Genomic DNA, 11965 nt, shown 5'->3' with positions numbered 1-11965 from the left:
CCCCGCGGCGCGATGCGGGAAGACTCATAGCCTCTCCTGACGCCCGCTTCCAGCTTGCCCGGGCCAGCTTCCGACGGCTCCACCGGGGCGTCGCGGATGCGCAAATGCCCCTTTCCGTCGGCGAGCGCCAGTCGTAGGAGAGGCGCCAGGGGGACCGGCCATGAAGATAGATCTTAGGCTCGGATTCAGCGCCAGCAAGGCGCTTGGGATCGTTCTGCTCACCGGCTACGTCATCATGCTGGCGGCCAATGCGCCGGGTCACCTGTCTTACGATTCGCTGATTCAGCTGCATGAGGGTCGAAATCAGGTCCGGGAGTCGATCGGCCCGGCGCTTTACGCCTGGGTTCTCGGCGCCTTTGATCGGGTGATCCCGGGAACCGGACTCTATCTCGCATTCAGTGGTTTCCTGGTGACGGGCAGCCTCTTGTCGCTTCGCTCCCTGCGACGGCGGGTCTCCTGGGTGTCCGTCATCTTGGCGGCGATGATGGTGCTGACGCCGACCCTGCTCATCTATCAGGGGGTGGTCTGGAAGGACGTGTTCTTCGCCAACCTGGCCCTGGCGGGGTTTGCCTGCCTGGCCCAGGCGGTGAGCGCCTGGGATGGCCCCCGGCGCCCCTGGTGGGCGCTGGCTGGGGCGCTGCTGGCCTTCGCCGCGGCCGCCCAGGTGCGCCAGAACGGACTGATTGCCCCCGTATTCGGCGCCCTGGCCCTCGCCTGGGTGGCGTATGGGCGCGGCGGGTGGAGGTCGAGCCTCGGCTGGGGCGCGGGTGGATTGATGGCGACCCTCGTCCTGTCGGCGCTCATGGGGGTGCTGGCCCAGCCCCCGCAGGCCGGTCCGGAGATGGCGGGGGTTCGCGGCCTGCGCATTCTCGCCCACTACGACATTGTCGGGGCCAATGCGATCAAGCCCACCTTGCCCCTGGACGTCATCCGGGAGCACGACCCTGTCGCCGAACAGCTAGTCCGCCACCGGGGCTCGGCGCTCTATACGCCGGTGCGGATGGACTATCTCGGCCAGGATGATGAGGTTGGCCTGGCGCTGTGGGGGTTGCCCAACGAGGTGGTGTTCGCCCAGTGGCGGACCATCCTGATCCAGCATCCCGACGCCTATCTGCAGCACCGCTGGGACGTCTTCCGATGGGTCTTCACGACGCCCAAGATCGACTCCTGTCTGCCGGTCTATGTGGGGGTCAGCGGGCCTGAGGTCCTGACCACCGCCCTGGGGGTGGCGCCACTGATGGAGCCTTCGGACCAGTCCCTTTTCAACTACAGCACCTGGTATCTGGATACCCCGCTGTTCTCCCACGTCTTCTTCGCGCTGGTGGCCCTGGCCAGCGCCGGCGTGCTCCTGTGGCGGCGCGAGGCGGCCGATATGGTCATCGCCGCCATGCTGCTCTCGGCCCTGGCCTTTGCGGCCAGTTTTGCGGTGATCTCCATCGCGTGCGACTATCGCTACCTCTACTATCTTGACCTGGCGGCCATGGCGGGCCTGCTTTATCTGGCTCTCGACCCGCCCTATGGCCGCCTGCGCAGGCGGCTGCGATCGCCGCCGGGAGATCGCCCATGAGACGCGCCGCTCTGGCGATCCTGGCGCTTTGCGCCGCCCTGGTGTCAGCTTGCGACAATCCCCGTCCGCGGGAGCCACAGCTCGAACCGTCCCCCCAGCCGCCCAATGCGCAGACCTTGCCGCCCGCCTCGCGTTCGGCCGATGGGGCGATGGAGCGTCCCGGCTCCTATGCCTGGGACGCTGACGCCGGCGCCTTCACCTCCAATGGCCAGCCGCTTCGGGCCGGTCGGCTCTGGACCTTCGAGGGATCGACGGACGGGTTTGTCATGGTCGGGGGCGAGGTTCTTCCAGCCGAGACTCGCGGCCTGCGCCTGGCGGCCCGGGCCTATGATCCGATCCTGCGCAGCCCAAGCGGCCTGGCCTTGAGCGGGGCGCGCTTCAATCATGTTCTGGTGCGTGTCACCCGCCTGGCTCCGTCGACCGATTGGGACGGCGCCTTGCACTATGTGACCGCCGACCACTCCGAGAGCGCCGACTTCATGGCTCAGCCCTTCCAGGGCGCGGCGCCCGAGGTCAATGAGACGGTGATCCTGGCCTATGACATGCGCAACCTGAAGGCGGGCGGCGATGACTGGGCCTCGTCGGTGATCGAGAGCATCCGGCTCGATTTCGACAATGGCGCCGGAGGGGAGTTCCTGGTCCATCAGGTGGCGATCATCGAGCCCCCCGCGACCGAAAGCCCGCCTGCCTTGCGCCCCAAGAGCTAAGGCGGCTCAGCCGGGTTGGGAGGATGCCTCAGGCGACAGGATGGCCCGCGAAGCTCAGCGCTCTCTGAGAAGGTCGTCCAGGAGACGATCCAGGCTTTGCTCGAGCCTGTCTCGATCCTCAGCCTGGGCCGCAAGGGCGGCCAGCTGCGCCTCAAGGGATCTGGCCTTGTTCTGCTCAAAGGCGGCGATCTGACGGGCCTCGAGCAGGTCGCTTCGCGCCGCGGCCAGATCAGAGGTGACCGGTGAGACAAAGATCCCCAGGGTTTTGCGCATCTTCTCCAGCGTCGCCGTGGCGGCGGCCAGCGCGTCAGGAGGGCGGATCTCGTCCCGGGCGGCGGCCTGGAACCAGTCATAGACCTCAGCCGTCAGGGCGCCGACCCGCGGGACCCTGGCCAGGGCGCCCGTCGCCGAATTGTGGCGCAGCTCCTGGGTGAGGAAGCCGTCTATGGCCTTGGCCGAGGCCGCCGTCAGGCTTGGCAGGGGCGCCCCGTGGGCGGCTTCGATGCGGGCCACCTGCCCCCGCCAGTCGCTGAGAAGACCATCATAGGGCACGAAGGCCCGGGGTATGTCGCGGCTGCTGAGCTCGGCGGCGAGCATATGGGCCACCCACAACAACAGGGACTTCTCCACCGGAAAGCCGTTGCGCTTGGCCAGGGAGCCAGCCACCTCCAGGGGATGGCGCACGGGGATCACTGCCCGGGCGGCCAGGCCAAGGTCGTCCAGCACGGTGCGCCAGAGCGGCCCCAGAACGCTGACCCGCGGGTCCTTCATCAAGGGATAGCGCGCCCCGGCGAATTCCTCGTCGAACAGGTCCGTGGCCCGGGTGGTCCAGCGCTTCTCTTCCCGGGGCTCCAGGGCGCGATAGGGGAAGATGAATGGGTCGTCCCAGGCGCCGCCGGCCGCGCGCAATCTCTGGTCGTTAAAGATCGCGATCCGCCAGGGCTCAAAGTAGCCCTTGGCGTTATGTTCGTCCCCCGGCATCACGTTCTTTGGCAGGGCGGCGCCGGCCAGGGCGAGCACCTGGGTGATCGCCGAGGTGCCCGAACGGTGCATGCCAAGCACGAGATAGACCGCCCGACCCGACGACGGGTTGGAGGTGCGGCTGCCGACAGGTTGGCTATTGGCGTAGGTCACACAAGGTGCTGTATGGCCGCACGGCCCCCGCTGCAAGATGGGAACGCCGCGGTTGATCGTCTCGACCTTCTGTTGCACACAACGCTCCGGCCTCGACAGGGAGCCACCCATGGCCGCCGAGGCCTCCCAAGACTCCACCTTCGCACTGGTCAGCACAGCCTTCGATCCGGACTTCTACCGGAGCGTCTATCCCGACGTGGTTGCGGCGGGCGCCGACCCCTATGGGCACTACACCATCAGCGGCTGGCGGGAAGGTCGCGATCCGGCCGCATGGTTTTCATCGTCCGCCTATCTGGCCGAGAATCCGGATGTGGAGGCGGGCGGACGCGATCCCTTCGCACATTTTCTCGAAGTCGGCGCCGCTGAGGGCCGCGAGATCCGTCCCTCGGAACTCGCCGGCGCCTATCAGGCGCCCCGCAGCCTCGCCGGCGGTCGCAGACCCTGGACCTATGTCCCCGATCCGCCCCGCGCGATCCCCCAAAAAGCCTCGGCCCTCGGCGGCGAGGCGTTCGGAGCCGCCATTCCCGCGGCCCCGGCTTGGGACTCGGCGGCCTATGAGTTGGTTTCGGGGTCGTTTGATCATCGGTTTTATCTTGCTGAGAATCCTGACGTGGCGGCGAGCGGGATGGATCCGGTTGCGCATTTTCTGGATCAGGGGTGGCGGGAGGGCCGCGACCCGGCGCCCTGGTTCTCGGTGTCGGACTATCTTGAGTTCAATCCCGATGTCGCGGCGGCCGCGATCCATCCCTTTGTCCACTATCTGCAGGCGGGCCGGCAGGAGGGTCGCCTTGCGCGCCTGGAGCTGGGGTTCCGCCATCGGGTCATCGCCACCCTGCAGCCCATTGAGGCGCGGCTTGCGGCCGCCGAGGCCCATGACGACTTCGCCGAGCCTGGGGGGGCCAAGGCCCTGGCCGACCTGCTGGCGGTCACGCGCTCAGGTCTGGCCGATCTCCACCTGACCTTCAGCCATGACGACTACTCGACCAATCTCGGGGGCGTTCAGCTCTGTCTTCAGAGAGAGGCCGCCGCGGCGGAGGCCACGGGCCGCGACCACCTGCATCTCTATCCGCTGAACAGCCGGCCGCTGCTGCGCTCGCCGGGCCATGCCGAGCCCCTGGGGGTGGTGTGGAACGGGGTTCCCGTCGGGGTCTTCAGCCTGGCGACCCTGGTCGACGGCCTGGAGGCGGGCCTGGCCAAGGTCGCCCCTGGGCGGCGGAGCCTGGCCATTCACAGTCTGCTGGGCCACTCGGTCAGCGACGTCCTGGCGATCGCCCGGGCGGTCGGGCTCGATCATGGCTGGTTCTGGGTCCATGACTTCGCCAGCGTCTGCGCCAGCTATCATCTTCTGCGCAACGACGTGGCCGACTGCGGCGCCCCGCCGGTGGGCAGCGCCGCCTGCGGGGTCTGCGTCTATGGCGATCACCGCCAGTTCCATCTGGACGAGCATGAGCGGCTGTTCCGCGCCCTGGAGATTTCGGTCGCCGCCCCCAGCCAGGCGGCCCTGGACACCTGGCGACGCGGGGCGGGCCTGCCGGCGGTGAAGACCCTGGTGGCGCCCCTGGCCAGGCTCTCGCCGAGGCGGGCTGAGGCCATCGAGCCCCCAGCCGCGGCGCCTGCCGAGCGCCCCTTCCGTTTCGCCTTTCCGGGCCTGCCGAGCGGGCTCAAGGGCTGGTCCGTCTTCCGCGACCTGGTCCTGCGGTTCGCCGAGGACCCCCGCTATGAATTCCTGCACCTGGCCCGTGACCCGGCCTCGGGTCTGCCGCTGAGCTTCCATCCGGTGACGGTGAGCCAGGCCAACCCCCGGGCGATGCAGGCGATGCTGGAAACCCTGGACGTGGACGCCGTGATGATCTGGTCCCTGTGCCGGGAGACCTTCTCCTTCACCACCCACGAGGCCGCCGCCGCCGGCGCCGCCATCCTGACGGGTCCCGACAGCGGCAATGTCGCAGCCTTCGTGCAGGCCACCGGGCTGGGGGAGGTGATCGCCGACGAAACCGCCCTGTTTGAGCTGTTTGAAAGTGGCGAGGTCCTGCGGTTTTCCCGCCGCCAGCGGGCTCCGGCCCCGGCCGACCTCACCTTTAGCCGCCTGACCATCGATCTGCTGGACGGGGAGGCGGCCTGATGAAGGTGCTCTGCTATTCCAGCTTCACCTTCTCCTATCTGAACCGGGCGCGGGTGCTCTACGCCACCCTGCGGCGCTTCCATCCGGACTGGGAGCTGGTGGCCCTGATCACCGATGAGCCGCCGGAGGGCTTTGTCTTCGATCCCGACAGCGAGCCCTTCGACCGGGTGGTCTGGGCCCAGGATCTGGGGATCGAGAACTTCCGCAACTGGCTGTTCCGCCACGATGTGGTCGAGGTCTGCACGGCGGTGAAGGGCCCCTTCATCCACCAGGCCTGCGCCCAGGCCGACATCGCCATCTATCTGGATCCCGATACGGCGCTTCTGGCGCCCCTGGACCCGCTGATCGAGATGCTGGGGGAGCACCAGATCCTGCTCACCCCGCACCTGATCGATCCCAACACCGAGCGGACGGCCATCCTCGACAACGACCTGTCAGCCTCGCGCACCGGCATCTTCAACCTGGGCTTCGTAGCCATCCGCACCACGGGCGAGGGCGCCCGCTTCGCCAGGTGGTGGAACGACCGGCTGCTGGAATACTGCTATGACGACATGCCCAAGGGCCTGTTTGTCGACCAGCGATGGTGCGACCACGTCCCGGCCCTGTTCGACGGGGTCAAGGTGGTGCGCGATCCCGGCTACAATGTCGCCAGCTGGAACCTCTCCCAGCGCAGGGTGGCGATCGGCAAGGACGGGGCGATCACCGTCAATGGCCAGCCTCTGCGCTTCTGGCACTTCACCAAGCTGGGCCCCACCGGCGACCTGATGACCAAGAAGTACGCCGGCGACAACTTCGAGGTCTATGAGATCTGGAACTGGTACAAGCGCCAGGTCGCCCAGGCGACAGACCCCGCCATCCCCGAGCGATACTGGGCCTATGGCGCCTATGACGACGGCACCCCCATCGACAAGGCCCACAGGGTCCAGTGGCGCGAAAGCCCAGACCTCCAGGCCCACTTCGACGACCCCTTCAAGGCCGGACCAGGATCCTACCTCGAATGGCTCCACGCTCAGGGCGGGACAAAGATCCAGGAGGCCGTGGCCCGATGACTCACTCCTCATCTCCTGAGGCGCCCAAGCCGGCGCCCAAGCCCCTGGCTTCAGCGGAACTGACCCACCCCCTGCTGGCCAAGGCGCAGCGTCTGGCTCAACGATTCCAGCAGCTCGACAGGGCGCGGCTCGAGGCCGAAGCCGAGACGGGCCTCACCCGGGCGCGTCTGACCCTGGCCCTGCACCACGCCCTGGCAGCCCGGGCCCGGGCCGAGGCGAGGCTCAGACAGCAGTTGATCGCCCTTCACCGCCGCGCCGCCCGCCGCGTCCCACGGCGATATAACCGCATCGCCAAGGCCGTAGACCGCCTTCTGTTCCGGCTTGGCGCCCTTGCGCAGACCGCCGTGATCGTCCGTTCCGGCCTTTGGGCGAGCGCGCCGGGCGCACCGGCCTCGCGGTCCGTGCGCGGCGTCCTGGCCTACCTCGCCGGCGGGGCGACCCCTGGAGTTCAGCCGCCCGCCCTGGTGGATCAGGACTTTTATCTGGCCACGCAGCCGGACGTGGCCGCCAGCCGCTGCCCCCCGCTGCTGCATTACATTGTCAGTGGCGGACGTGAGGGCCGCGCGCCCCATCCCCTGTTCGATCCGGCCTACTACGCCAGGCGCTATGGCTCGGCCCTGGCGCCCACCGGCCTCACGCCGCTGGAGCATTTCGTCCGGGTCGGGGCGGCCGAGGGCCTGAACCCTCATCCGCTCTTCGACAGCGACTGGTATGTGTCCCAGAGCCCTGAACTGGCGGAGAGCGGCGGCAATCCCCTGGTCCACTATCTCGATGAGGGATGGCGCGCGGGTCTGAGCCCGCATCCGGTGTTTGCGCCGGACTTCTACCTCGCCCAGGTTCACTGGGCCGAGCCCGAGGGTCCGCCCCTGGTCCACTATGTCGTCCGAGGGTGGAGGGCCGGCCTCAAGCCCCATCCCCTGTTCGATCCGGCCTGGTATCTGGGGCAACATCCGAGCCTCGCCGCCCTGCAGACCGAGCCCCTGGCGCACTTTCTCAATGAGGGCGCGGCCCGCGGCCTGGAGCCCAGCGGCTGGTTCTCCTGCGCGGCGCATCTGGAGGCCCGGGGCGGCGATATGCCGGCCGGCGTCAATCCCTTGGTGGACTATCTCACCGGGGGCGCCTGGGTCGCTGAACTGTCCCGCCCAGGCTTTTCCCCCGCAGCCTATCTGGCGGCCCATTCCGACCTCGTGCAGAGCGGACTGACGCCGCTGGAGCACTGGGCGCGCCGGAGTCAAAGCCACTAGGCCGCAATCTTGGCCCCCTGTTTGTCCAGGGCGGCGAGGATGTCGTCATAATAGCCCGGCACATAGTGGAAGGGGCTCAGTCCCCATCGGTGCGCCGGATCGGCGAGCTGGTGCTCTGGCTGGGCGGCGATCACCTGCGCCTGGGGAATCGTCTGCAGGAAGTGGCTCTCATAGCGGGCCAGCATCTGGTTGTGTTTGGCGAGATCGGCCGGACGTCCGTCCCAGATGTGCGGATCTCCCTGCAGGGGCAGGGTCGTGCCCCCGGGCGCGATCTGGCGTTTCGCCCACCGGGCTGAGTGCAGGATGATCGTGGCGTTTCGCAGCACCGTACAGCTCAAAAGTCCGGCCAGCTGGACCACCGACTCCCGCCACAGGCGCTCGCAGGCCCCCGAGAGCCGGGGGATCGCCGTGGCGCCGGCCAGGGCGGGATCGTCCAGATACCCGCCGCTCTCCAGTTCCCAGCTGTGGGTGATCAGGGCGCCCGTCGGCAGGCGCAGAAGGTCGAATCGCTCATCGATAAAGTCGAAGATCAGGTGCGTCGGCCGGTGCGCCAGAAGCTGGGTCAGGCCGGTCTTCAGCAGATCGGCCTGGGTCGCCATGTGCTGGTAGCGGGTCAGGTCCGCCGGCGGTCCCGACTGGGGGGCGTAGCCGTCGACCGGTTGCGACAGCAGGCTCGCCAGGCTTGTGCGTGACACATAGAGCAACCCGGGCGGCGCCGCCTCGCGCAGGGGCCAGAGGTCGCGGGTGATGCAGCTTCCGACGATGGCGATCTTCGCCATGAATCCTTCCCCCGGTCGGTTTCAACCCTGGCCTTAGCATGTTCGCCACATAAGGGCGGCGCCATTGACTTGACCGGCGTCGGTCGTCATGTGTCGCGGCCTCAACCGCCCCAGGTCCACGGGGCGTTCAGGCTCCGACGGACGCCCGCACGCATGAAGCTCCTCAATCCGTTCGCGTCGCTGCCCGACAATCTGCTGACTCGCGCCCTGAAAGACGGAACCACGCCCCTGGCCTTCGCCGGTGGGTTCAGCCTGATCAGCAACCTGCTCTATCTGGCCCTGCCGCTCTACACCTTCCAGATCTATGGGCGGGTGCTGGCCAGCTACAGCATTCCGACGCTTGTGGTGCTGACGGTCGGCGCCGTCCTGGTCTTTTTGATCTCCGGCGTCATCGACGAACTGCGCACCCGGGTGCTGATCAACTATGGAATCACCCTGGACCAGAAGGTCTCCAGCCACGTCTTCGCCGCCCTGTTCGAAGCTGAGACCCGGGGCCAGGGTCAGGGGCGTTCCCAGGCCCTGCGGGACCTCGACAGCTTCCGGCAGCTGCTGACCGGCACGGTGTTCTCCGCCATTTTCGATCTGCCCTGGATGCCGATCTTCATCGGCATTCTGTTCGTGATCGATCCTCTGGTGGGCTTCATCACCCTGTTTGGCGCCATCGCCCTGCTGGGTCTGGCCTTCCTTCAGGACCGCCTGTCGCGACCGCCCCTGCAGGAGGCCAACGAGGCCGCCATCAAGGGCTACGCCTTCACCGAGGCCACCTTGCGCAACAGCGAGGTGGTTCGGGCCATGGGCATGTTGCAGGCCATTGGCGCCCGCTGGTCGATCTATCGGGTCCGCGCCATCGAGCGCGGCGCCTGGGCCTCGCAGCGGGCCAGCGTGATGGGCAACGCCACCAAATTCACCCGCATGTTCATCCAGATCCTGGTGATCGGGGTCGGCGCCTATCTGGTGGTGGTGGGCAAGATCGGCCCGGCCATGCTGTTCGCCAACATGATCCTGGCAAGCCGCGCCCTGCAGCCCATCGAGAAGGTGGTCGGCGCCTGGGACGGCATCGTCAATGGCGGTCGAGCCTATGACCGGTTGAACCTGCTGCTGAACAACTACCGGCCCGCTGCGCCGTCGACCACCCTGCCGCGCCCCCTCGGCCAGCTGAGCATCGAGGGCGTCAACTTCGCCCCGCCCGGGGCCGATCGTTATGTCCTCCAGGGGCTGAACTTCAAGATCGAGCCCGGCGAGGTGCTTGGGGTCATCGGTCCGTCCGGCGCTGGCAAGTCGACCCTGGCCCGACTAATGGTCGGCGTGTGGCGGCCCACCAATGGCAATGTGCGCCTCGACGGCGCCGACGTCTTCTCCTGGAACCGGGCGGAGTTCGGCCGTCATGTGGGCTATCTGCCCCAGGACACCGAGCTGTTCGCCGGCACCCTGCGTGACAACATCGCCCGCTTCCTCCCGGACGTCACCGACGAGGCGGTCGTCGCCGCCGCCACCCTGGCCGATGTCCACGCCCTGATCCTGCGACTGCCCAAGGGCTATGAGACCGAGCTGACCGACGGCGGCTACATGCTGTCGGCGGGCCAGCGTCAGCGGGTGGGCCTGGCCCGCGCCCTGCTGGGCAATCCCCGGTTGCTGGTGCTCGATGAACCGAACGCCAGCCTGGACGCCGAGGGCGAGGACGCCCTGATGCGGGTCATTGATCTGCTGAAGGCCCAGGGCACGACCATCGTGGTGGTGTCCCACAAGCCCGCCATACTGCGGGCCGCCGACAAGATGCTGGTCATGCGTGATGGCCGCATGGAGCTGTTTGGTCCCAAGGACGCCGTGATGGCGCGGTTCGCCCAGTCCACGCCCGTGCGACCTGTTGAGGCTGGCCAATGAAGTTCGACCTGGAGCCCATCAAGCGCATCATGGGGCCGATCCGGCCTCTGGACGCCCGTTTCGACGTCGCCGAGCCGGGCCCGGACGAGGCCCTCGACAAGCGCATGTGGCGGCCGATCCTGATCGGCTGCGTCGTGGTCGGCGTCTTCGTGTTCGGCATGTTGATCTGGGCTGCCTTCGCCCAGATCACCTCGGCCGCCTCGGCTCCGGCGGAGATTCGGGTCGAGGCCAGCCGCAAGACCCTGCGCCACCGGGAGGGCGGCGTGGTGTCGGAGATTCTGGTCCGTGAAGGTCAGCGGGTGGCGGCGGGCCAGTCCCTGCTGCGCTTTGACGCCGTCCAGGCCGACGCCGCCGTCGACGTTCTGCAGAATCAATATGACGCCGTCCTGGCCCAGAGCGCCCGGTTCACCGCCGAATCGGTCGGCGCCCGCACCCTGGTTCTGCCCCCGGAGCTGACCGAGCGGATGTCCGATCCCCGGGTGGCCGGCCTGCTTCGCGATCAGCAGCTGCTGTTCAATTCCCGCCTGCAGTTTTTCCTGAGCCAGGAGTCCGTGCTGGGCCAACGGGTCGATCAGCTGGCCACCCAGATGGTCGGCGTCCAGGCCCAGCTCGATTCGGTCGACGAGCAGATCGGCTTCGTCCGCGAGGAATTGGCCGGCTACCAGACCCTCTATGAAAAGGGCTATGCGCCCAAGACTCTGATCCTGCGCTACGAACGCAGCCTGGCCGAGCTGGGCGGACGCCGCGGCGCCCTGACCTCCGAGCTCAATCGCCTGCGCCAGGCCCAGGGCGAGGCCCGGATGCAGCTGACCACCCTGCGCAACCAGCGAATCAGCGAGGCCGCCGAGGGCCTGCGCCAGATGCAGACCCAGCTCTCCGATGTCGGGCCGCGCCTGACCGCCGCGCGGCAGGTGCTGGATCGGACCAATGTCACATCGCCGGTGGACGGCTATGTGCTTAACCTTACCCAGTTCACCGTCGGCGGCGTCGTCACCCCTGGCGAACTGCTGATGGATGTGGTGCCGGCCGATGCGCCGCTGATCGTCCACGCCCGCGTGGCGCCCAAGGATATCGACAGCGTCACGGTGGGCCAGGCCGCCCGGGTGGAGATCACCGCCTTCGCCCGCCGCGCCTCGCCCCTTGAGGCCACGGTCACCAGCGTCTCGGCCGACCGGCTGGTGGACGAGGCTGGCGTGGCGTACTTCCTGGCGGAACTGAGGATTGACCCCGCTGATCTGGCCAAGCTGCCGGAGGGGGCGGCCCTTTCGCCGGGCATGCCCGCCAGGGCCATGATCGTCACCGGTCGACGCTCTGTCCTCGACTACATGATCAGCCCGCTGACCGACACTTTTGGCGGCGCCCTGAGGGAAGAATAGCCCAGGCGGGCCAGGGCCGGGGGGCGGGGCTTTTTCGTATTGCGTATCGACCTCGCATCCGATACCTCTTCCTCGGGCTCGTTTAACCTTCGACACGTCATGTGTA

Annotated in this window: 9 protein-coding genes; 7 read left to right on the top strand and 2 right to left on the bottom strand. The window is 67.9% G+C overall.

Features of this window, described 5'->3' with window-relative positions; genetic code table 11:
- The first annotated feature begins 160 nt into the window (after nucleotides 1-160).
- Nucleotides 161-1567 carry a hypothetical protein gene (locus Q7V15_RS04725; RefSeq protein ID WP_304754191.1) on the top strand — a complete coding sequence of 469 codons (1407 nt, stop codon included), beginning with the start codon at nucleotides 161-163 and terminating at the stop codon, nucleotides 1565-1567.
- On the top strand, nucleotides 1564-2274 hold the full coding sequence (locus Q7V15_RS04720) for a hypothetical protein (RefSeq protein ID WP_304754189.1): 711 nt from the start codon (nucleotides 1564-1566) through the stop codon (nucleotides 2272-2274). The genes Q7V15_RS04725 and Q7V15_RS04720 overlap by 4 nt, the downstream gene beginning before the upstream one ends.
- A 54-nt stretch (nucleotides 2275-2328) precedes the next feature.
- Here Q7V15_RS04720 and Q7V15_RS04715 read toward each other — a convergent pair whose 3' ends face one another.
- Nucleotides 2329-3408 carry a sulfotransferase family protein gene (locus Q7V15_RS04715; protein ID WP_304754187.1) on the bottom strand — a complete coding sequence of 360 codons (1080 nt, stop codon included), beginning with the start codon at nucleotides 3406-3408 and terminating at the stop codon, nucleotides 2329-2331.
- A 109-nt stretch (nucleotides 3409-3517) separates the two neighbouring features.
- Between Q7V15_RS04715 and Q7V15_RS04710 the strand changes: the two genes are divergently transcribed.
- From Q7V15_RS04710 to Q7V15_RS04700, 3 genes are read left to right on the top strand one after another with little or no spacing between them, the layout of a single operon-like run.
- Complete coding sequence (locus Q7V15_RS04710; RefSeq protein WP_304754185.1) at nucleotides 3518-5530, top strand: hypothetical protein; 2013 nt, start codon at nucleotides 3518-3520, stop codon at nucleotides 5528-5530.
- Nucleotides 5530-6579, top strand: a complete 1050-nt coding sequence (locus tag Q7V15_RS04705) for a hypothetical protein (RefSeq protein ID WP_304754183.1) — start codon at nucleotides 5530-5532, stop codon at nucleotides 6577-6579. Before Q7V15_RS04710 ends, Q7V15_RS04705 begins: the two co-directional genes overlap by 1 nt.
- Nucleotides 6576-7823, top strand: coding sequence for a hypothetical protein (locus Q7V15_RS04700; RefSeq protein ID WP_304754181.1), 1248 nt, complete (start codon nucleotides 6576-6578; stop codon nucleotides 7821-7823). Before Q7V15_RS04705 ends, Q7V15_RS04700 begins: the two co-directional genes overlap by 4 nt.
- Here the strand turns inward: Q7V15_RS04700 and Q7V15_RS04695 are convergent.
- Nucleotides 7820-8602 carry a DUF6270 domain-containing protein gene (locus Q7V15_RS04695; RefSeq protein ID WP_304754179.1) on the bottom strand — a complete coding sequence of 261 codons (783 nt, stop codon included), beginning with the start codon at nucleotides 8600-8602 and terminating at the stop codon, nucleotides 7820-7822. The two genes, Q7V15_RS04700 and Q7V15_RS04695, sit on opposite strands and share 4 nt — an antisense overlap.
- Nucleotides 8603-8755: 153 nt before the next feature.
- Here Q7V15_RS04695 and Q7V15_RS04690 point away from each other — a divergent pair, with 153 nt between their 5' ends.
- The gene (locus tag Q7V15_RS04690; protein ID WP_304754178.1) at nucleotides 8756-10483 is read left to right on the top strand and encodes a type I secretion system permease/ATPase; all 1728 of its coding nucleotides are present in this window, start codon (nucleotides 8756-8758) and stop codon (nucleotides 10481-10483) included.
- On the top strand, nucleotides 10480-11859 hold the full coding sequence (locus tag Q7V15_RS04685) for an HlyD family type I secretion periplasmic adaptor subunit (protein WP_304754176.1): 1380 nt from the start codon (nucleotides 10480-10482) through the stop codon (nucleotides 11857-11859). Before Q7V15_RS04690 ends, Q7V15_RS04685 begins: the two co-directional genes overlap by 4 nt.
- The last annotated feature ends 106 nt before the right edge of the window (nucleotides 11860-11965 follow it).

It is taken from the genome of Phenylobacterium sp. (genome assembly GCF_030651755.1).
GTDB lineage: Bacteria > Pseudomonadota > Alphaproteobacteria > Caulobacterales > Caulobacteraceae > Phenylobacterium.
The sequence above is the reverse complement of the archived record's forward strand: the minus strand, read 5'-3'. Positions and strand labels throughout refer to the sequence as shown.